Here is a 20242-nt window from a genome sequence, read left to right on the forward strand (position 1 = left end):
CTTTCAGAGCGAACGCCAGGGAATCGGCGCCAGAATCATCACCCCGGCGCCCGAAGACGGTGCCCGTTCAGCTCGGACGCACCAGGTTGAAGGTGTCCTGGGTGCGTACATAGGCGCTGCCGCCCAGACGGCCCACCAGGTCCAGCTTGTGTGGGTCGGCACGTCCCTGCTCGTTGAGCACCGACTCGTCGACATGGGCCAGGAGCACCTCGGCGAAGATCAGGTGGCAGTTGGGGTTCTCGCGCGGGTAGGGCTGCACGTCCACCAGCCGGCACTCGAAGGCCACCGGCGCGCCCTTGACCCGGGGCGGGGCCACGCGCACGGAAGGCTCGCTGGCGATGCCGCAGGCCTCGAACTCGCTGACCTCGCTCGGCAACTGCGCGGAGCTGGCGTTCATCGCATCGGCGAGCGCATGGGACACCAGCTGGATCACCAGCTCACCGGTCTCCTGCACGTTGCGCAGGGTGTCCTTGAGGCTGCCGTCGGCGCGGTTGTTGACGTTCACCATCAATGTCGGCGGCGCGTCGCTGATCACCTGGAAGAAACTGAAGGGGGCGAGGTTCAGGGTGCCATCGGCGGCCTGGCTGGAAACCCAGGCGATGGGGCGCGGAGTGACGGTGGACGCCAGCCAGCGATAGGCGTCCAGCGGGCTGAGGGTGGTGAAGTCGAGCTGCATCGGGGGCTCCGGGGAAGCGAGAGGGGGATGGGTGGATTATGCCCCGCGCCCTCCCCCGCGTGGAAAGTCGGCGATCGTCTAACAGGCCGCTGAAGCATGCCGACGACGCAGCCTGCTAGTGCGCCCGCCCGACCACGCGCCGGACCAGCACTGCGGCCAGCAGCGGTGCCAGGGCGAAGCCTGTGAACAGCCAGACCGCCGCCGACTGGGCGCCGGCCACGCCCCCCGGCACGCTGAGCCCGGAGGCGTTGGCCACCAGGCCGGCGAGCGCCGCGCCGATGGCCATGCCGTAGAGCTGCACCGTGGTGATCGCGGTGGATGCCGCACTCTCCTCGCCACGCGGCGCCAGCTCCAGCACCCGGGTCAGCAGGTGCGGCCAGCCGATACCCACGCCCGCACCCACCGCCGCCAGTGCAACGCCCACCAGCAGGGTACGCAGCGCATGGGCCAGCTCCCCCGCCAGCGGAATCAGCAAGGCCAGGGCCAGCAGCCCGGCCACGCAGAGCAGCGGCCCGCCGCGCAGCAGGCGCGCCGCCCCGGCGCCGTGGTGTCCGGACGACAGCAGCGACCCCAGGCTCCAGCCCCCGGCCATGGCCGCCGTCAGGTAGCCCGCCAGCAGCGGTGTCTGGCCGTGCAGCACCTGGAGGAAATAGGGCACGAAGATCTCGGTGGTGGTGCCCGCCAGCAGCAAGGCCACGCAGGCATAGACGGCGCCCAGCGCGCTGCCCAGCGAAGCGCCACCGGACGGCAGCAGGCGCACGGTCGCGCGACGATCCCAGCCCAGCGCCAGCGCCCCGAGGGCCAGCCCCACGGCCACGCCGAGGGCTTGCAGGGGCAGCTGCGGCGACAGGCTGCCCGCCGCCACCGCCAGGACAGAGGCGGCCAGCAGGCCGATCTGCAGCACCGGGATGCCCGGCAGCGCGTCCGCCTCGGCGTCATCGGCGCGCGGGCGCAACTGGGCCATTACCAGCAGGACCTGGAACAGGGCCACCGGCAGCAGCGACCAGAAGGCCCAGCGCCAGTGCCCGGCCTCGGCGAACAAGCCACCCACGGCCGGGCCACAGAGCGTCGCCACGCCCCACATGCCGGACACCAGCGCCACCGCGCGCGGCCACAGCGGCGGTGCGAACACCACGCGGATCAGCGCATAGCTCAGGGCCGCCAGCAGGCCACCGCCCAACCCCTGCACCGCCCGCGCAGCGAGCATCCAGGGCATCGTCTGCGCCGTCGCGCAGCCCACCGAGCCCAGGGCGAACACCACCAGCGCCGCCAGGCACGCGCCACGCGGCCCACCGACGGCGAGCAGGCGCGATGCCAGCGCGGCACCGACGATGGAGGCCACCACGAACAGGGTGGTATTCCACGCATACCAGTCCAGCCCCCCGATCTCGCGCACCACCGAGGGCAGCACCGTGGTGACGATGTGCACGTTGATCGCGTGCAGCGCGACACCGCCGGTGAGCGCCACCGCCATCAGGCCGTTGCGCCCGCTGAGCAGTTCGCCCCAACTGGCGGTGGGCTGGGAATCGAGGGAGGCAGTGGTGTCCATCAGGTGTCTCTCCAGGCATTTACACAAGTAATGACTTGGATATTAGGAGCAAGGTGACAAATTAAACAAGATATTTCTTTGATAATACGGATAGGAAAGGGCTATGCGCGATGCCGGCGGGCACTGAGGCGAGAGGTTCCACTGCGTCCCCGCGTTCTCAGGCCGGCAGGCGCCCACAAAAAAGCCGGGGCATGCCCCGGCTCTTGCCACCCCGGCGCCTCAGCGCCCGGCGCGGGACTCGCGGATGTAGAAGCGCGCCTTGTCGGCCTTGGCAGTGCAGCCCTCGAAGCGCTCGAACTGCTGTTCGGTCTTGGCTGCGGTGAGCAGGCCCAGCGCCTTGGAGTAGCTGACGGTGCCGGCGAAGCCTTCGGCCTTGGCCAGGTCGAGCTCTCTCCAGGCAGCGTCGAGCTGGGAACCGCAGCTGTCGCGGTAGGCCGTCTTGCCAGCGCAACCGGCGAGCACCAGCACGATCAAGGGCAGGCTGATCCAGGCTTTCATGGGGGTTCTCCTCGGGATGTGAAATGGCCATGAGTCTAATGGGGGTTAAGACGGTACGGAACAGGAAAAATTCCGCGCAGTGCCCTTCCTCCGACGCTTTCCAGGCCGTCGTCGCATGCGCGCGACACAGAGACGTCCATTCACTTGGCCTCGCCCTTTCCCACAGGTATCGTCTGCCCCTTGTGTAGGAAAAGGTGAAGTCATGAGCAAGCGTGTCGCACTGGTCCTCGGCTCCGGCGGGGCCCGGGGCTATGCCCATATCGGCGTGATCCAGGAAATCGAGGCGCGGGGCTACGAGATCGCCTGCATCGCCGGTTGCTCCATGGGCGCGGTGGTCGGGGGCATCTACGCCGCCGGCAAGCTGGATGAATACCGCGAATGGACCGAGAGCCTCGACTACCTCGATGTGCTGCGCCTGCTCGACGTCAGCTTCCGCCTTGGCGCCATCCGGGGCGAAAAGGTGTTCGGGCGCATCCGCGAGATCGTCGGCGAGATCGATATCGAAGACCTGGCCATCCCCTACACCGCCGTCGCCACCGACCTCACCAACCAGCAGGAAATCTGGTTCCAGGAAGGCTGCCTGCACCAGGCCATGCGCGCCTCGGCGGCCATTCCCAGCCTGTTCACCCCGGTGATGCAGGGCTCGCGCATGCTGGTGGACGGCGGCCTGCTCAACCCGCTGCCGATCGTGCCGGTGGTTTCCAGCCATTGCGACCTGATCATCGCCGTCAACCTCAACTCCACCAACCAGAAGCAGTACCAGCTGCCGGTGATCGAACGGCCACCGGCCTTCAAGGGCCGCATCGACCAGATGATGAGCTCCCTCGGCGAGCGCCTGCCCTTCCGCAAGCGCGGCATCGAAGAGGAATTGCTGCTCGAGGGCGCCACCGCGCCCATCGCCAATCCCTGGGTCGAGGACGCTGCGGCACCCGGCGCCCAGCAGCCGGCCGCAGCGCCGCAGAAGGAAGGCGCGCCGAGTTCGGCCAGCGGCTCGCAGGTGGTCGCCAGCGTCGGCCCGGCCTCGCTGCTGGACCTGGTGAACCAGAGTTTCGAGGTGATGCAGACTTCGCTCGCGCAGTACAAGATCGCCGGCTACCCGCCGGACGTGCTGATCAACGTGCCCAAGCGCGTATGCCGCTTCTTCGAGTTCTACAAGGCGCCGGAGCTGATCCAGCTGGGCCGCCAGATCGCCCGCGACACCCTGGAGAAGTACGAGCAGGACTGAGTCAGAAGATCGACCAGTCGATGCGCTCGGAGAGCTTCTCCAGCGCCGCCATGCCCGCCACCGAATTGCCGGACGCATTGAGCTCCGGCGACCACACGCAGACGGTGAAGCGCCCCGGCACCACGGCGACTATGCCGCCCCCCACCCCGCTCTTGCCGGGCAGCCCGACCCGGTAGGCGAAGTTGCCGGCCTCGTCGTACAGGCCGCTGGTGGCCATCAGCGCGTTGACCTGCTTGGTCTGCCGCCCGCTCAGCACCGCCTCGCCGCTGTGCGGGCTCACCCCCTCGTTGGCCAGGAAGCTGAAGGCCAGGGCCAGGTCCGCGCAGCTCATGCGCAACGCACAGTGGTGGAAGTAGCTGCGCAGCACGGCCTCGACATCGTTGTGGAAGTTGCCGAAGGACTGCATCAGGTAGGCCGCCGCGGCGTTGCGCGCGCGGTGCTGGTACTCCGAGCGCGCCACCACCTCGTCCGCCACCACGTCGCGGTTGGCACTCAGGCGCCGCACGAAATCGCGCATCGACAGCGCCGGCGCGGCGAAACGCGACTGGTTGATGTCGCAGATCACCAAGGCCCCGGCGTTGATGAAGGGGTTGCGCGGCACACCGCGCTCGAACTCCAGCTGCACCAGGGAATTGAACGGCTGCCCCGACGGCTCGTGGCCCAGGCGCTGCCAGATGTCCTCGCCCGAATGCTGGATCGCCTGCACCAGGCTGAAGACCTTGGAAATACTCTGGATGGAAAACGGCGTGCGCCCGTCACCGGCGCAATAGAGCTGGCCCTCATTGCTGTACACCGCAATGCCCAGTTGGTTCGCCGGCACCCCGGCCAGTGCCGGGATGTAGCTGGCCACCTTGCCCTGCCCGATCAGCGGGCGGACTTCATCGAGGATCTCGTCGAGCAGTTGTTGCATGTCTTCCTTCCGGCAACGAATGGCGCCAGGCGCCTGGATTAAGCGCTAGACGACGGATTCGCGCCGCGCAACACAGGCAGATGAGGTGCAGCTCGCAATGGGGGGTGAAGGTGGGCCAGGCGGCAAAGGCACCGTCGAAGCGGAGCAGTGGGCTGAAGCGGGCTCGACAAGGCGTTCGCCCTCAGGGAATGCGTGAGGTGAAGCGCCGATTGGTGGATGCAAGAAGCGCCATCCACTCTACGCAGCGTCCGTCATCGTGCCCGTCGTGAAGCTTCGCGAGCAGAGCTCGCTCCCACGCAAGTGGGGCCTCATCGGTGGGGGCACTGCCTCGCGGCGCTGGGCCTTGCAGGCTCGGCGCCAACCTATGAAGTGAATCCTGCTAGCCCTCGCGCAGGCGATAGCCGACCCCAGCCTCGGTGACGATGAAGCGCGGCTCGGTCGGGTCGTCGCCGAGCTTCTGCCGCAGGTGGCCGACCACCACCCGCAGGTAGTGGGTGTCCTCGACATGGGTCGGGCCCCAGATGTCCTTGAGCAGTTGCTGCTGGGTCACCACCCGTCCCAGGTGCCGCGCCAGTTGGGCGAGTACCGCGTATTCCTTGCGGGTCAGCGCCACCTCGGCGCCGTCCAGGGTCACCCGGCGGTAGGCGAAGTCGACGCTCAGCGGGCCGCTTTCGACCACGGCCTCCTGCTGCTCGCCGCCACCGGCCTGGCGCAGCAGCACGCGTACGCGGGCGAGGAACTCCTGCACGCTGAAGGGCTTGGTCACGTAGTCGTTGGCGCCGCCGTCCAGGGCCAGCACCTTCTCGCCTTCGCTGGCGCGCACGGAAAGCACCAGCACCGGCACCGTCGACCACTCGCGCAGCTCGGCCAGCACCGTCTTGCCGTCCATGTCCGGCAGGCCCAGGTCGAGCACCACCAGGTCCGGCCGCGCCAGGGCCGCCTGGGCCAGGCCTTCGGTGCCGTTGGCGGCCTCCAGCACCTTGTAGCCCTGGGCCGCGAGGCTGATGCGCAGGAACTTGCGGATCTGGGTTTCGTCGTCGATGACCAGTAGGGTCGGTTGGTTGGTCGTCATCTTGTCCTTCGACATCCGTTGGCTACCGCATCGTGTTGGGGCGAACTCATTCGCCCAGGGCGGCAACGCCGCACCGGGTCGCACGCGGCGGTCCTGGGGCCCGCACGGCGAATGGATTCGCCCCTACAGCGGGCCATCACTCGCCTCCTCCTCCAGCACCGGCTGCGGGTGCAGCGGCAGGTGCAGGGTGAGCGTGGTGCCCTTGCCGTCCAGCCCCTCGCCCACCGTCACCCGGCCACCGTGGGCGCCGACCATCCCCTGGCAGATGGCCAGGCCCAGGCCGGTGCCCTGCCCGCCCCGGTCGCCACGGGCGGCGGTGTAGAACATGTCGAAGATCTTCTCCCGCTCCGCGGCCGGGATGCCGGGCCCCTGGTCGCTGACGGCGAAGCGCAGCTCCTCGGTGTCGGCCGTCACCGCCACGCGCAGGCGGCCCTGGGTCGGCGAGAAGCGCGCGGCGTTCTCCAGCACGTTGACCAGCGCCTGCTCGATCAGTGCGGCGTGGACGTAGAGCAGGGGCAACTCGGTGGGCAGTTCGGTTTCCACCTTCAGCGGCGCCAGCACCGGACGCAGGCGCTGCAGCGCGCTGGCGACGATGTCCACCGGGGCGACCCAGTCGCGGGCCAGCTTCAGGCCGCCGTGGCCGAGGCGGGTCATGTCCAGCAGGTTCTGAATGTAGCGGTCGAGGCGCTCGGCCTCATCCCGTGTGCCTTCCAGCAGCTCGCGGCGGTCCTCCAGGGGGATCGCCTCGCCCAGGGCCAACAGGCTGTCGATGGAGCCGCGCATGGCGGTCAGCGGCGTGCGCAGGTCGTGGGACACGGAGGCCAGCAGCGCGCTGCGCAGCTGTTCGGTCTCGCCATGCAGGCGCGCAGCCTCCAGGTCCTCGGCGAGCTGCGCGCGTGCCAGCGCCTGGGCCAGGGGTTGGCCAAGGGCGGACAGCAAACGGCGGCGTTCGGCGGGCAACGGTGCACCGTCGCGCGGGCTGACCCCGAGCAACGCCAGCGGGCCCTCCTCGCCGGAAAGCGGCAGCCACCACCAGCGCCCGCTGGGCAGGGTGCCGGTGCCGAGCCCGGCTACCTGATCGTGCTGCCAGGACCACTCCGCCGCCGCACGCTCCTGGTCGGCCAGCAGGCGCTGCACGCCGGCCTCGACCTTCCACACGCCGTCACGGCTGCGCGCCAGCAGGCACACCTCGACGTCGGTCCAGGGGATGAACTGCTGTGCCGCGACGCTGAGCACGGCCTGGCGGTCGGTGGCGGCGGTGAGCTTGCGCGAGAGGTCGAGCAGCGCGGTGGTTTCCGTCTGGGTGGCACGCAGGGCCTGCAACTGGCGGCGCTGGCGCGAGGCCAGGTTGCCGGTGAGCCCGGCCATCAGCAGGAAGAACAGCAGGGTCAGCACGTCTTCCTGGCGGGCGATGGTCAGGGAGAAGGTCGGTGGGATGAACAGGAAGTCGTAGGCCAGGAACGATACACCGGCACAGAGCAGTGCCGGGCCCAGGCTGCTGCGCACCGCCACCAGCAATACGGCGGCGAGGAACACCAGGGAGATGTTCGGCAGCGCCAGCACCTGGTAGGCGCCCCAGGCCAGGGCAGTGGCCGCCAGCGCGGCGCCCAGGGCCATGCCGTAGTCGGCCAGGGGCACCGGGTGACGCGACCGGGCGCTGGGGGCGCTCGCGTCGGCGTCCGTGTCCAGCACGCTGATCTCCAGCCCCTCGGCCTGGCGCAGCAGGCGCTCCGCCACCCCACGCCCGAGCCAGCGACGGCGCAGGCGCTGGCGGCTGCGGCCCACCAGCAGCAGGCTGGCGCGGCGCTCGTTGGCGTGTTCGATCAGGGTGCTGGCCACGCCCTCGGCGCGCAGGGTCACCACTTCGCCACCCAGGCGCTCGGCCAGTTGCTGGGCCGCCTGCAGGCGCGTACGGGCCTCCTCGCTCTGGGTGCCGCCGGTGTCCACGTGCACCAGGCTCCAGGGCAGGTGGCGGCGCTCGGCCACGCGGCAGGCGTGGCGCACCAGGCGCTCGGCCTGCTCGCTGCCGTCCACGCCCACCAGCAGGCGGCCACGCACCGTCGGCGCCTCCTGGCCCTGCTGGCGGTAGCGGCGGTTGAGATCGGCATCGACCCGCGCGGCAGCGGTCTGCATGGCCAGCTCGCGCAGGGCGGTGAGGTTGGTCTGGGAGAAGAAGGCGTCGATGGCCGCGCGGGCCTGCTCGGGCACGTAGACCTTGCCCTCGCGCAGGCGCTCCAGCAGCTCGCGGGGCGGCAGGTCGACGAGGAGGATCTCGTCGGACTCCTGCAGCACCCAGTCCGGCAGGGTCTCGCGCACCTGCACGCCGGTGATGTCGAACACCTGGTCGTTGAGGGCTTCCAGGTGCTGGACGTTGACGGTGGTGTAGACGTCGATGCCGGCCGCGAGCAGCTCCTGCACGTCCTGCCAGCGCTTGGCGTGGCGGCTGCCGGGGGCGTTGCTGTGGGCCAGCTCGTCCACCAGCACCAGCTTCGGCGGCGCGGCGAGGATGCCGTCCAGGTCCATCTCGGTCAGCGGCACGCCCCGATATTCCAGGCGCCGCAGCGGCTGCTGGGGCAGCCCGGTGAGCATCGCCTCGGTCTCGGCGCGGCCGTGTGTCTCGACCACGCCGACACGCAGGTCGACGCCCTGGCGCAACTGCGCCTGGGCGGCTTGCAACATGGCGAAGGTCTTGCCCACGCCCGGTGCGGCGCCGAGGAAGACCTTCAGCCGGCCGCGCCCCTCGCGCGGCAGTTCGGCCAACAACGCATCGGCACGGCCGGCATCACTCATTCAGGCATCTCGTTCAGTCGCAGGTTGAGGGCGAACACGTTGACCACCGCAGGCCCGATCAGCGGGCGCTCGGCCTGCTGTTCCACCAGGCGCTCCAGGGTCGCGGCAGGAATGCCCCGCGCCTCGGCGATGCGCGGGATCTGGTAGCGCGCAGCGGCCAGCGGCAGGTGCGGATCGAGGCCGCTGCCGGAAGTGGTGACCAGGGCCATGGGCACCGGGCCCTGCCCCAGCGCGCCCAGCTCGGCGGCGTCCTTGGCGATGCGCTCGGCCAGCGCCGGGTTGCTCGGGGCCAGGTTGCTGGCACCGCTGGCGACCGTGGCGTAGCCACCGGCCGAGGGGCGTGGCTGGAACCACTGGGCCCCCTCCACCTGCTGCGCCAGCAGCAGGCTGCCGCGTGCATCGCCCTTGGCGTCGCGCACCAGGCTGCCGTTGGCCTGCGCCGGGAAGGCCAGTTGCGCGACAGCGGTGACGGACAGCGGGTAGGCAACGCCGGTTATCAGGGTCATCAGGGCCAGCAGGCTCAGGGCGGGACGGAGTTGCGTAAGCATATTCAGTTCCTCGGATTAAGTCCCCTCTCCGTGGAGAGGGGAAAGGCGTCAGACCAGGTGCAGGGCGGTGAGCAGGATGTCGATCAGCTTGATGCCGATGAAGGGCGCCACCAGCCCGCCCAGGCCGTAGATCAGCAGGTTGCGGCGCAGCAGGCTGGCGGCGTCGGCGGCTTGCACGCGCACCCCGCGCAGGGCCAGGGGGATCAGCGCGATGATGATCAGCGCGTTGAACACGATGGCCGAGAGGATGGCGCTCTGCGGGCTGTGCAGCTGCATCAGGTTGAGCACGCCCAGCTGCGGGTAGATGCCGGCGAACAGGGCCGGGAGGATGGCGAAGTACTTGGCCACGTCGTTGGCCACCGAGAAGGTCGTCAGTGCCCCACGGGTCACCAGCAGCTCCTTGCCCACCTGCACCACGTCCAGCAGCTTGGTCGGGTCGGAATCCAGGTCCACCAGGTTGGCGGCCTCGCGGGCGGCCTGGGTGCCGTCGTTCATCGCCAGGCCGACGTCGGCCTGGGCCAGCGCCGGGGCGTCGTTGGCGCCGTCACCGCACATGGCGACCATCTTGCCCTCGCCCTGTTCCTGGCGGATGCGCGCCAGCTTCTTCTCCGGCGTGGCCTCGGCGATCACGTCGTCCACACCTGCCTCGGCGGCGATGGCGGCGGCGGTCAGCGGGTTGTCGCCGGTGACCATCACGGTGCGGATGCCCATCTGCCGCAGCTCGGCGAAGCGCTCGCGGATGCCGGGCTTGACCACGTCCTTGAGGTGGATGCCGCCCAGCAGCTTGCCATCGGCCGCCACCAGCAGCGGGGTACCGCCGCTCTGGGCGATCCGGTCGATCTCGCGGGACAGCTGCTCGGGCATCTCGGCACGGCTCATGCCGACCCAGGCCAGCACCGCGTCCACCGCACCCTTGCGGTAGCTGCGGCCGTTCCAGTCCACCCCGGAGAGGCGGGTCTCGGCACTGAAGGCGATGGCGGTGACCTCATCGCGAGCCGGCTCGACCATGGCACTGAGGGCGCGCAGGTACTCGACGATGGATTTGCCTTCCGGCGTGTCGTCGGCCAGCGATGCCAGCAGCGCGGCATCGGACAGTTCCTTGCCGCTCACGCCCGGTGCCTTGACCAGCGCACTGCAACGGCGGTTGCCGAAGGTGATGGTGCCGGTCTTGTCCAGCAGCAGCACGTGCACGTCGCCCGCCGCCTCCACGGCACGGCCGGACTTGGCGATGACGTTGAGGCGCACCAGGCGGTCCATGCCGGCGATGCCGATGGCCGAAAGCAGGCCGCCGATGGTGGTGGGGATCAGGGTCACCAGCAGCGCCACCAGGTACACCAGCGGCAGGTCGCCACCGGCGAAGCGGGCGAAGGGCTGCAGGGTGGCGACCACCAGCAGGAAGATCAGCGTCAGGCCGATCAGCAGGATGTCCAGCGCCACCTCGTTGGGGGTCTTCTGGCGCTTGGCGCCCTCCACCAGGGCGATCATCCGGTCCAGGGTCGACTCGCCCGGGTTGGCGGTGATCTTCACCAGCAGCCAGTCGGAGACCACGCGGGTGTTGCCGGTGACCGCCGAGCGGTCGCCGCCGGACTCGCGGATCACCGGCGCGGATTCGCCGGTGATGGCGGCCTCGTTGACCGCGGCGATGCCTTCGACCACCTCGCCGTCGCCGGGGATCAGCTCGCCGGCCTCGACGCGCACCACGTCACCACGACGCAGGCTGCTGGCGGCCACCGTCTCGAACTGCCCGGAGGCAGCGCGACGGCGGGCGCTGAGGCCCTGGCTGCCGGCCTTGAGGCTGTCGGCGCGGGCCTTGCCACGGCCTTCGGCGAGGGCCTCGGCGAAGTTGGCGAAGAGCACGGTGAACCACAGCCACAGGGCGATCTGCACCGCCAGGCCGGTGGACACCGCCGGGTTGGGGATGAAGCACAGCACCGTGGTGACCACGGCGGTCAGTTCCACCACCAGCATCACCGGCGAGCGCTTGAGCTGGCGCGGGTCGAGCTTGGCGAAGGCCTGCACCAGCGCCGGCTTCCACAGCGCGGCGATGGCGGTACGGGGTTGTTGCTGCTTGGCGCCATTCTTCGGCGCCTGGATAGGGGCGTTCATGCGGGTCTCCCTTAAAGGCCGATCAGCGCGAGGTGTTCGGCAATCGGCCCCAGGGCCAATGCCGGGAGGAAGGTCAGGCCACCGACCAGGAGGATGGTCAGGGTCAGCAGGGTGACGAACAGCGGGCCGTGGGTGGGGAAGCTGTTGCCGCCCACCGGCGCGCGCTGCTTGGCCGCCAGGCTGCCGGCGATGGCCAGTACCGGGAGGATGTAGCCGAAGCGGCCGAGGAGCATCGCCAGGCCGATCATGAGGTTGTGGAACGGCGTGTTGGCGCCGAAGCCGGCGAAGGCCGAGCCGTTGTTGGCGGAGCCCGAGGTGTAGGCGTACAGCGCCTGGCTGAAACCGTGGGCGCCGGGGTTGGTGATGGAGGCCGCCGGGCCTGGCAGGCTAACCGCCAGGGAGCAGAACACCAGCACGCCGATCGGCATCACCAGCAGGGTCGCCACCAGCAGGCGCACCTCGCGGGCCTCCAGCTTCTTGCCGAGGTATTCAGGGGTGCGGCCGATCATCAGGCCGGCGAGGAACACGGCGATCAGCACGAACAGCAGCATGCCGTAGAGGCCCGCGCCGACGCCGCCGAAGATCACCTCGCCGAGCATCATGTTGAACATCGGGATCATCCCGCCGATGGCGCTGAAGCTGTCGTGCATCGAGTTCACCGAGCCGTTGGACGCAGCCGTGGTGGTCACCGCCCAGAGTGCCGAGGCGGTGATGCCGAGGCGGCTCTCCTTGCCCTCCAGGGAACCGGACTGCTCGATGGGCAGAGCGGCCAGGGCCGGGTTGGGCTGGAACTCGCTGTACAGGGTCACGCCCAGGCCGATGACGAACAGGATCAGCATGGTCGCCAGCAGCGCGCGGCTCTGGCGCAGATCCTTGACGTAGTGGCCGAAGGTGAACACCAGGGCGGCGGGGATCAGGATGATCGACGCCATTTCCAGCAGGTTGCTCCAGGCGCTGGGGTTCTCGAACGGGTGCGCGGAGTTGACGCCGAAGAAACCACCCCCGTTGGTGCCCAGTTGCTTGATGGCGATCTGGCTGGCCGCCGGGCCGAGCGGGACCACCTGGTCGGTGCCGGCCAGGGTGTGGACGCTGACGTAGTCGAGGAAGGTCTGCGGCACGCCCTGCCAGACCAGGAACAGCGCCAGCAGCAGGCACAGCGGCAGCAGCGCGTAGAGCGTGCCGCGGGTCAGGTCGACCCAGAAGTTGCCGAGCTTGTCGGTGCTGCGACGGCTGATGCCACGCGCCAGGGCCACCAGCACGCAGAGGCCGACGGCGGCGCTGACGAAGTTCTGCACACCCAGACCGACCATCTGGCTGAAATAGCTCAGGCTCGCCTCGCCGCTGTAGGCCTGCCAGTTGGTGTTGGTGACGAAGCTCACGGCGGTGTTGAACGCCAGGGTCCATTCCAGGCCCGGCAGCTTCTGCGGGTTGAGCGGCAGCATGCCCTGCAGCATGAGGATGGCGAACAGCAGCGCCAGGCCGGCTGCGTTGAACAGCAGCAGCGCGACGGTGTAGGTCTTCCAGTCCTGCTCGCTATGGGGATCGACCCCGGCGATGCGGTAGCAGAAACGCTCGACGGGAGCGAAGAGCGGCGTGAGGAAGGTGCGCTGCCCCTCCATCGCGCGGTGGATGAAGCGGCCGATGAAAGGCGCTGGCACCAGCACCAGCACGAAGAAGGCCAGAATCAGCCCATAGTCCTGTACTTGCATGACGCCCCCTAGCTGCGTTCGGCGCGCAGCAGCGCGACCAGCAAGTAGATGAAAAGCCCCGTGGCCATTGCCAGGGACAACCCGTCGAGAATGCTCATGACTGTTGCTCCGGTATGCGGACTGCGCCGCTTTGGAGGAATTCTCGGCATCAGGGGCGTAAAGGGACGAGACGGGGACCCGGGACGGGGCATAAAGAAAGCGTAAAGAACGCGATTTTCCTGGTCTCCCGGGGACCTGGCATGCCTGCATCGATGGGTTTCGCGGAGCTCTACCCATCCTACGAATGATGGCGAGTCCGTAGGATGGGTAGAGCGAAGCGAAACCCATGCTGCCCCTGCAAACACCTCCCAGCCGGAGGATCGCTCCGTACCCTCGGGCGAATGTTGCTAGAGGATTTGAGTCCAGCTGATTGCCGAGCTCTGGTGATGTTTCTGGTTTCGCCCTCCCGGGCGAGTCCCTTTTCCAATCGCTGGAACGCCAGCCCGGTGAAAAGGAACCAAAAAACTTGCCCCATCATCCGGCCCCGGCTTCGCCGGGGTTCCCTCACTCCATCGTCGCTATCGGGGGCCGGCGCGATGGGCCATCCATGGCCTGGCGCGCCTCTCGCGGCATCCATGCCGCTCGTCCCCCGGCGCAACGACTGCGTTCGGCCTCCTGGAGGGGCGTTGGCGGCTGCTCCAACTTTCTTCGCTCAAATCCACACATTGATGTGCGCACCAACCCAACGTGCACGTAGCGGCGGCTTTCGTAGGATGGCGTAGAGCGAAGCGAAACCCATGCGGTGGCGGTGGCAGAAATACTTTGGTGCCCGGAAAGCACCGTGCTTGAGCGCTTGCATTAAAACCACAACAGCTAACGCAGACAGAGCCAATGAATTCGTCCCTACAGGGTTACCGGGTAGCCGCCATGTAGCAGTCACACAACCGTCACACTGGCCTAGACCAGTGCACCGAAACGATTGGTTACATCCCTTGCGCGCACCATTGCGAGTCACGAACGGCGGCGATCAGGTCGCGAAGCATCCCGCAAACGACGTTTCACGGGACTTTGCGACGCCGTTCGGGGACCTGGCATGGGCACTGCAAACACAGCCTCGTCTGCGTTCATTCCATCCATGGAGGCTTTATGACCCTGCAACTCAAGCCGACCCTCGGCACCCTGCACCTCTGGGGCATCGCCGTCGGCCTGGTGATTTCCGGCGAATACTTCGGCTGGAGCTACGGCTGGGGCGTGGCGGGGACCCTCGGGTTCCTGGTGACCGCGCTGATCGTCGCGGCCATGTACACCTGCTTCATCTTCAGCTTCACCGAGCTGACCACCGCCATCCCCCACGCCGGCGGACCCTTCGCCTACAGCCGTCGCGCCTTCGGCGAGAAAGGCGGGCTGGTGGCCGGCCTCGCCACCCTGATCGAGTTCGTCTTCGCCCCGCCGGCCATCGCCATGGCCATCGGCGCCTACCTCAACGTGCAGTTCCCCGGGCTCGATCCCAAGCACGCGGCGGTCGGTGCCTACTTCGTGTTCATGACCCTGAACATCCTCGGCGTCAGCATCGCCGCCACCTTCGAACTGGTGGTCACCGTGCTCGCCGTAGCGGAGCTGCTGGTGTTCATGGGCGTGGTGGCGCCGGGCTTCAGCTTCAGCAACTTCGTGCTCAATGGCTGGGCCGGCAGCAACGAGTTCGGCGGCGCGGCCATCTCCGGCATCTTCGCCGCCATCCCCTTCGCCATCTGGTTCTTCCTCGCCATCGAGGGCGCGGCCATGGCCGCCGAGGAAGCCAAGGACCCGAAACGCACGATTCCCAAGGCCTATATCGCCGGCATCCTCACCCTGGTGAGCCTGGCCATGGGCGTGATGATCTTCGCCGGCGGCGTGGGCGACTGGACCCAACTGTCGAACATCAACGACCCGCTGCCCCAGGCCATGAAGGCCGAGGTGGGCGAGAACTCCGGCTGGCTGCACATGCTGGTGTGGATCGGCCTGTTCGGCCTGGTGGCCAGCTTCCACGGCATCATCCTCGGCTACTCGCGGCAGTTCTTCGCCCTGGCCCGCGCCGGCTACCTGCCCCGTGGCCTGGCCAAGCTGTCGCGCTTCCAGACCCCGCACCGCGCCATCATCGCCGGTGGCCTGGTGGGCATCGCCGCGATCTACAGCGACGGCCTGATCAACCTGCAGGGCATGAGCCTGACCGCCGCGATGATCACCATGAGCGTGTTCGGCGCCATCGTGATGTACATCATGAGCATGCTCAGCCTGTTCAAGCTGCGTAAGAGCGAGCCGAACCTGGAGCGCACCTTCCGCGCGCCGGGCTACCCGATCGTCCCGGGCATCGCCCTGGTGCTGGCGGTGGTGTGCCTGATCGCCATGGCCTGGTTCAACACCACCATCGGCCTGATCTTCCTCGGCTTCATGGCGGTCGGTTTCGTCTGGTTCCAGTTCACCGCCCACCACCGCGCCAACGCGCCGGCCGATGCATTGCTGACAGGTGATGCCGCCTGACAAAGCCTCTATGCTGAACCCGCGAGGCCCGGTCCGCCGGGCCTCGTCTTTTCTGCCCCGTTGCAACCGCCGGAGGCCGTGATGCCTTACCAGACCACAGTCGGCGCCCAGGTCTACCGCTTCGCCGACCTCAAGACCCTGCTGGCCAAGGCCAGCCCCGCCCGCTCGGGCGACTACCTGGCCGGGGTCGCCGCCGCCACCTATGAAGAACGCATGGCCGCCAAGCTGGCCCTGGCCGAGGTGCCGCTCAAGCGCTTTCTCGACGAGGCGCTGATCCCCTACGAGGAGGACGAGGTCACCCGGCTGATCATCGACCGCCACGACACCGCCGCCTTCGCCCCCATCAGCCACCTGACCGTGGGCGACCTGCGCGACTGGCTGCTGCTCGACAGCACCGATTCCGCCGCCCTGGAGGCCGTGCGCTGGGGCCTGACCCCGGAGATGGTCGCCGCGGTGAGCAAGCTGATGCGCAACCAGGACCTGATCCTGGTAGCGAAGAAATGCCGCGTGGTCACCCGCTTCCGCAACACCATCGGCCTGCCGGGCCACCTCTCGGTGCGCCTGCAGCCCAACCACCCCACGGACGACGTGCGCGGCATCGCCGCCAGCATGCTCGACGGCCTGCTCTACGGCTCGGGCGACGCGGTGGTGGGCATCAACCCGGCCAGCGACTCGCTGCCGACCCTGATGCGCCTGTGGCAGATGATGGACGAGGTGCGCGAGCACTTCGCCATTCCCATGCAGAGCTGCGTGCTCACCCACGTCACCACGCAGATCCAGGCCATCGAGGCCGGCGCGCCCATCGACCTGGTGTTCCAGTCCATCGCCGGCACCGAGAAGACCAACTCGAGCTTCGGCGTCTCCCTGGCCATCCTCAAGGAAGCCCACGAAGCGGCGCTTTCGCTGGGGCGCGGCAGCCTGGGCGACAACGTCATGTACTTCGAGACCGGCCAGGGCAGCGCCCTCTCCGCCGGCGGCCACCACGGCGTCGACCAGCAGACCTGCGAAGTGCGCGCCTATGCGGTGGCCCGGGAGTTCCGCCCGCTGCTGACCAACACCGTGGTCGGCTTCATCGGCCCGGAGTACCTCTACGACGGCAAGCAGATCATCCGTGCCGGGCTGGAGGACCATTTCTGCGCCAAGCTCCTCGGCGTGCCCATGGGCTGCGACGTCTGCTACACCAACCACGCCGAAGCCGACCAGGACGACATGGACACCCTGCTGACCCTGCTGGGCGCAGCGGGCATCACCTTCATCATGGGCATCCCCGGTGCCGACGACATCATGCTCAACTACCAGAGCACCTCCTTCCACGACGCCCTCTACCTGCGCTCCGTGCTGGGCCTGAAGCGCGCGCCGGAGTACGAGGACTGGCTGCTGCGCATGGCCATCACCGAGCCCTCCGGGCGCCTGCGCGAGATCGGCAAGGGCCACGCCCTGCTCAAGGACCTGCCACGACTGGGAGCCGCCTGATGAAACTGGTGCAGCACAACCCCTGGGACGAACTCCGTGCCCACACCTCCGCACGCATCGCCCTCGGCCGCGTCGGCTCCAGCCTGCCCACCGCCGAGGTGCTGCGCTTCGGCCTGGCCCACGCCCAGGCCCGCGACGCGGTGCACCACCCGCTGGATTTCGCCGCCCTCGACACGCAGCTCAAGGCCGCCGGTTTCCGCACCCTGCAGGTGCGCAGCGACGCCGAGGACCGCCAGGCCTACCTGCTGCGCCCGGACCGCGGCCGCCGCCTGCACGACGACTGCCAGGCCCGCCTGCAGGCCGAGGCCCCGGCACCGGAGCTGGCGGTGGTGATCGCCGACGGGCTTTCCTCCATCGCCGTGCAGCGCCATGCCCTGCCCCTGCTGGAAGCCTTCCGCGAACGTTTTTCCACCGATTGGGCCAATACCCCGGTGGTGCTGGCCGAACAGGGTCGGGTGGCCATCGGCGATGGCATCGGCGAAGCGCTGCGGGCGCAACTGGTGGCGGTGCTGATCGGCGAGCGCCCGGGCCTCACCTCGCCGGACAGCCTGGGCCTGTACCTCACCTACCAGCCCCGCGTCGGGCGCATGGACAGCGAACGCAACTGCATCTCCAACGTGCGCCCCGAGGGGCTGCCCTATGCCCTGGCGGCGATCAAGCTCGACTACCTGGCCCGCGAGGCGCTGCGCCTGCAGCTGTCCGGGGTGAGCCTGAAGGACGACAGCAACCTGCAGCCGGTGGCGCAACTGGACTAAGGCGGCCCCCCCACCTGCCCGGCCCGCGTCGCTGGATCTGGAGAACAGGGTGTGCGCACGCAGTCCTGGCGGCTTCCTGTAGGGGCGAATTCATTGGCTCTGTCTGCGTTAGCTGTTGTGGTTTTGATGCAAGCGCTCAAGCACGGTGCTTTCCGGGCGCCCAAGGGTTCGCGCCACCGCCACCCCATGGGTTTCGCTTCGCTCTACACCATCCTACGAAAGCCCGTGCGCACCACGTGGCGATGCGCTGGACGAAGAAGTTGGAGCAGCCGCCAACGCCCCTCCAGGAGGCCGAACGCAGTCGTTGCGCCGGGGGACGAGCGGCATGGATGCCGCGAGAGGCGCGCCAGGCCATGGATGGCCCATCGCGCCGGCCCCCAGAGCGACGATGGAGTGAGGGAACCCCGGCGAAGCCGGGGCCGGATGATGGGGCAAGCCCTTTTGGTTTCTTTTGGGGCGACTGCCAAAAGAGACTCGCCCGGGGGGCGAAACCAGAAACATCACCAGAGCTCGGCAATCAGCAGGGCTCAATTCTTCTAGCAACACTTAACGCAGACAGAGCCAATTCATTCGCCCGCTCTTCGTGGGAATTCATTCGCGATCGGTCGTGCAAGCAATCATCGGTCGCCAAGGGAACGCGGCAAGCGCGGCGCGTTCGAATTACAGTAGCGGCCCCACCTCGAAGGAGATTCCCATGCCCTGGTATGCCTGGTTGATCCTGATTCTCGCCATCGGCTCCATAGTCGGCGGCCTGATGATGCTGCGCGACACGGCAAAGAAACTGCCCCTGACCGAGGAGCAGCTCAAGCGCATCCATGAACGCAATGCCGAGATGGATGCCAAGGAAGCCAAGGAGCGCTGACACCCGCCCGCTCGGCGGTTACAGTGCGGCACCGCTACAAGGAGGTGCCATGCCGCTCCATCTGCAGATCCTGCTTCCGCTCTTCACCCTCGCCCTGGGCCACGGCTTCGGGCAGCTGTCCACTAACGGGCTGGCCTGCGGGCTGGCCTATGCCTTCTGGGTCCTGGCCGCGCCGAAACTCCCGGCGCGCCTGTGGTTCCCCGTCACCCTGCTGGGCAGCATCGCCTTCGCCGCGCATCTGGTCCCCGGGTTCTCGCCCCTGCCGCTGGCCGAGCCGCTGCGCCTGAGTGCCGACGCGCCGCTCTACGCGCTGCGCCTGTCCTGGGACAAGACGCTGGTGGGCATGACGCTGCTGGCCTGGTGGCTGGGCCGACCGCCGCAGGTGATGGCGGCTCGCTGGCGCGCCACGGCGCTGACAGCGGTGGCCACGCTGCTGGCGGTGCCGGTGCTGGCCCTGGGGCTTGGCCTGGTGGACTGGATGCCGAAATGGCCGGAGCTGGTGTGGCGCTGGCTGCCGGTCAACCTGCTGGCGGTGGTGCTGGCGGAGGAATTGCTGTTCCGCGCCCTGCTGCAGAGCGCGCTGGTGTCACGCCTGGGCGCGTCGGCAGGGGTGGCGATCACCGCCCTGCTGTTCGGCGCGGTGCACCTGCCGTTCAGCCCGCTGTTCGCGGCCGTGGCAGCCGTGGCAGGCCTGGGTTACGGGCTGGCCTTCCACTTCAGCGGGCGACTGGGGGTGGCGATCGCGCTGCACCTGGCGGTCAATCTCTGCCATCTGGCAATGCTGAGCTATCCAGTGAAGCTGGGCTGACCTGGATCTGGTAGCGCCCGAAGATGCGTTGCAGGTCGCCCTTGGCGCGCAATTGCTCCAGCAGCGCGGTGAAGCGTTCGGGGCTGATCGGCGCGCCGGGGCGCAGCAGCGCGTAGTGACGGTAATGCTGGTCGACACGGGTGGACACCAGGAACTGCCCGGCCTGATCGGGGTTCTTCTCCAGGTACATGCCCAGGTAGGACCGGGTGACCAGGGCGATGTCCGCCCTGCCCCGCAGCACCATCAGCAGGTTGCTGTCGTGGGAATAGGTCATCAGCGCGTTGAATTCGCGGGTCAGGTACTCGGGGTCGGCATCGAAGCCGGCGAACCCATAGTGATAGCCGCTGTAGAGCGCCAGGCGCTTGTCCACCAGGGTGCGGAAGTACTCCTGGTCACGGGAGACGCGTCGTTGGGCGACGAACACCTCGGCATCCTCCAGGCCCATGTCGATGCGCGCGCCGGGGATGTCCTGCCAGCCCCAGTCGGGGTTCTCGAACACCGCCATGTCGATGCGACCGGCCTGGAAGTCGCGAAAGCGCCGGGGGATGGCCGTCGGCAGCATGACGAATTCGAACTCGTGCTGTTGACCGTTGAGCGCCGCCAGCAACTCCGGCAGCAGGCCGGTGGCCTCGGCGGACTCGGGCTTGATCACATAGGGTGGAAAGTGCGCGCCGCCGACCCGCACCAGCTCGGTCGCCTGGGCGCTGCCACAAGCGGCCAGAAACAGCACGGCCAACAGTGCATGGCAGAAAGAATCCCTAAATC

Annotated in this window: 17 protein-coding genes; 6 read left to right on the forward strand and 11 right to left on the reverse strand. The window is 68.4% G+C overall.

What is annotated here, in order from left to right:
* Positions 1-67 precede the first annotated feature (67 nt).
* The 3 genes from ACYJSS_RS10080 to ACYJSS_RS10090 form a co-directional block, all read right to left on the reverse strand.
* Complete coding sequence (locus tag ACYJSS_RS10080) at positions 68-676, reverse strand: flavin reductase family protein (protein WP_111261395.1); 609 nt, start codon at positions 674-676, stop codon at positions 68-70.
* 115 nt (positions 677-791) lie between these two features.
* Positions 792-2225 (reverse strand): MFS transporter, encoded by a 1434-nt coding sequence (locus tag ACYJSS_RS10085; RefSeq protein WP_236206476.1) that lies wholly within the window; start codon positions 2223-2225, stop codon positions 792-794.
* A gap of 219 nt (positions 2226-2444) precedes the next feature.
* Positions 2445-2723 (reverse strand): hypothetical protein, encoded by a 279-nt coding sequence (locus tag ACYJSS_RS10090; RefSeq protein ID WP_111261393.1) that lies wholly within the window; start codon positions 2721-2723, stop codon positions 2445-2447.
* Positions 2724-2925: 202 nt separating this feature from the next.
* Here ACYJSS_RS10090 and ACYJSS_RS10095 point away from each other — a divergent pair, with 202 nt between their 5' ends.
* Positions 2926-3948: a patatin-like phospholipase family protein gene (locus tag ACYJSS_RS10095; RefSeq protein ID WP_111261392.1), complete on the forward strand. Its 1023-nt coding sequence runs from the start codon at positions 2926-2928 to the stop codon at positions 3946-3948.
* 1 nt (position 3949) lies between these two features.
* On the opposite strand, the gene glsB is transcribed toward ACYJSS_RS10095, so the two are convergent.
* The 7 genes from glsB to ACYJSS_RS10130 form a co-directional block, all read right to left on the reverse strand.
* On the reverse strand, positions 3950-4858 hold the full coding sequence (glsB, locus tag ACYJSS_RS10100; RefSeq protein WP_111261391.1) for a glutaminase B: 909 nt from the start codon (positions 4856-4858) through the stop codon (positions 3950-3952).
* 379 nt (positions 4859-5237) lie between these two features.
* Positions 5238-5930, reverse strand: a complete 693-nt coding sequence (locus ACYJSS_RS10105) for a response regulator (RefSeq protein WP_111261457.1) — start codon at positions 5928-5930, stop codon at positions 5238-5240.
* Positions 5931-6053: 123 nt separating this feature from the next.
* The gene (locus ACYJSS_RS10110) at positions 6054-8720 is read right to left on the reverse strand and encodes a sensor histidine kinase (protein WP_111261390.1); all 2667 of its coding nucleotides are present in this window, start codon (positions 8718-8720) and stop codon (positions 6054-6056) included.
* Positions 8717-9268 (reverse strand): potassium-transporting ATPase subunit KdpC, encoded by a 552-nt coding sequence (gene kdpC, locus ACYJSS_RS10115; protein WP_021220381.1) that lies wholly within the window; start codon positions 9266-9268, stop codon positions 8717-8719. The genes ACYJSS_RS10110 and kdpC overlap by 4 nt, the downstream gene beginning before the upstream one ends.
* A 48-nt stretch (positions 9269-9316) precedes the next feature.
* Positions 9317-11374, reverse strand: a complete 2058-nt coding sequence (gene kdpB, locus ACYJSS_RS10120) for a potassium-transporting ATPase subunit KdpB (RefSeq protein ID WP_021220382.1) — start codon at positions 11372-11374, stop codon at positions 9317-9319.
* Positions 11375-11385: 11 nt separating this feature from the next.
* Positions 11386-13083: a potassium-transporting ATPase subunit KdpA gene (gene kdpA, locus ACYJSS_RS10125; RefSeq protein ID WP_111261389.1), complete on the reverse strand. Its 1698-nt coding sequence runs from the start codon at positions 13081-13083 to the stop codon at positions 11386-11388.
* A gap of 8 nt (positions 13084-13091) precedes the next feature.
* Positions 13092-13181, reverse strand: coding sequence for a K(+)-transporting ATPase subunit F (locus tag ACYJSS_RS10130; protein ID WP_021220384.1), 90 nt, complete (start codon positions 13179-13181; stop codon positions 13092-13094).
* 1027 nt (positions 13182-14208) lie between these two features.
* Between ACYJSS_RS10130 and eat the strand changes: the two genes are divergently transcribed.
* From eat to ACYJSS_RS10155, 5 genes are all read left to right on the forward strand, one after another.
* Positions 14209-15579: an ethanolamine permease gene (gene eat, locus ACYJSS_RS10135; protein ID WP_236206477.1), complete on the forward strand. Its 1371-nt coding sequence runs from the start codon at positions 14209-14211 to the stop codon at positions 15577-15579.
* An 81-nt stretch (positions 15580-15660) separates the two neighbouring features.
* A complete protein-coding gene (locus ACYJSS_RS10140; RefSeq protein ID WP_111261387.1) occupies positions 15661-17052 on the forward strand; it encodes an ethanolamine ammonia-lyase subunit EutB in 1392 nt (463 codons plus the stop codon).
* A complete protein-coding gene (eutC, locus tag ACYJSS_RS10145) occupies positions 17052-17807 on the forward strand; it encodes an ethanolamine ammonia-lyase subunit EutC (protein ID WP_236206478.1) in 756 nt (251 codons plus the stop codon). Before ACYJSS_RS10140 ends, eutC begins: the two co-directional genes overlap by 1 nt.
* Before the next feature lie 694 nt (positions 17808-18501).
* Entirely contained in the window at positions 18502-18669 is a 168-nt protein-coding gene (locus ACYJSS_RS10150) for a DUF2897 family protein (protein WP_111262384.1), read from the forward strand.
* Between the two features lie 49 nt (positions 18670-18718).
* On the forward strand, positions 18719-19477 hold the full coding sequence (locus tag ACYJSS_RS10155) for a CPBP family intramembrane glutamic endopeptidase (protein ID WP_236205766.1): 759 nt from the start codon (positions 18719-18721) through the stop codon (positions 19475-19477).
* Here the strand turns inward: ACYJSS_RS10155 and ACYJSS_RS10160 are convergent.
* Complete coding sequence (locus ACYJSS_RS10160; protein ID WP_371921705.1) at positions 19428-20213, reverse strand: substrate-binding periplasmic protein; 786 nt, start codon at positions 20211-20213, stop codon at positions 19428-19430. The genes ACYJSS_RS10155 and ACYJSS_RS10160 overlap by 50 nt on opposite strands.
* Positions 20214-20242: the final 29 nt, after the last annotated feature.

Source organism: Pseudomonas sp. No.21 (assembly GCF_054558415.1).

Bases quoted from the DNA above. Each gene is read 5' to 3' on its own strand.
- ACYJSS_RS10090 (WP_111261393.1), bottom strand. From the start codon at position 2,723: ATGAAAGCCTGGATCAGCCTGCCCTTGATCGTGCTGGTGCTCGCCGGT.
- kdpA (WP_111261389.1), bottom strand. From the start codon at position 13,083: ATGCAAGTACAGGACTATGGGCTGATTCTGGCCTTCTTCGTGCTGGTG.
- ACYJSS_RS10140 (WP_111261387.1), top strand. From the start codon at position 15,661: ATGCCTTACCAGACCACAGTCGGCGCCCAGGTCTACCGCTTCGCCGAC.
- kdpB (WP_021220382.1), bottom strand. From the start codon at position 11,374: ATGAACGCCCCTATCCAGGCGCCGAAGAATGGCGCCAAGCAGCAACAA.
- ACYJSS_RS10095 (WP_111261392.1), top strand. From the start codon at position 2,926: ATGAGCAAGCGTGTCGCACTGGTCCTCGGCTCCGGCGGGGCCCGGGGC.
- eutC (WP_236206478.1), top strand. From the start codon at position 17,052: ATGAAACTGGTGCAGCACAACCCCTGGGACGAACTCCGTGCCCACACC.
- ACYJSS_RS10130 (WP_021220384.1), bottom strand. From the start codon at position 13,181: ATGAGCATTCTCGACGGGTTGTCCCTGGCAATGGCCACGGGGCTTTTC.
- eat (WP_236206477.1), top strand. From the start codon at position 14,209: ATGACCCTGCAACTCAAGCCGACCCTCGGCACCCTGCACCTCTGGGGC.
- ACYJSS_RS10110 (WP_111261390.1), bottom strand. From the start codon at position 8,720: ATGAGTGATGCCGGCCGTGCCGATGCGTTGTTGGCCGAACTGCCGCGC.
- ACYJSS_RS10150 (WP_111262384.1), top strand. From the start codon at position 18,502: ATGCCCTGGTATGCCTGGTTGATCCTGATTCTCGCCATCGGCTCCATA.
- kdpC (WP_021220381.1), bottom strand. From the start codon at position 9,268: ATGCTTACGCAACTCCGTCCCGCCCTGAGCCTGCTGGCCCTGATGACC.
- ACYJSS_RS10080 (WP_111261395.1), bottom strand. From the start codon at position 676: ATGCAGCTCGACTTCACCACCCTCAGCCCGCTGGACGCCTATCGCTGG.
- ACYJSS_RS10155 (WP_236205766.1), top strand. From the start codon at position 18,719: ATGCCGCTCCATCTGCAGATCCTGCTTCCGCTCTTCACCCTCGCCCTG.
- ACYJSS_RS10085 (WP_236206476.1), bottom strand. From the start codon at position 2,225: ATGGACACCACTGCCTCCCTCGATTCCCAGCCCACCGCCAGTTGGGGC.
- glsB (WP_111261391.1), bottom strand. From the start codon at position 4,858: ATGCAACAACTGCTCGACGAGATCCTCGATGAAGTCCGCCCGCTGATC.
- ACYJSS_RS10105 (WP_111261457.1), bottom strand. From the start codon at position 5,930: ATGACGACCAACCAACCGACCCTACTGGTCATCGACGACGAAACCCAG.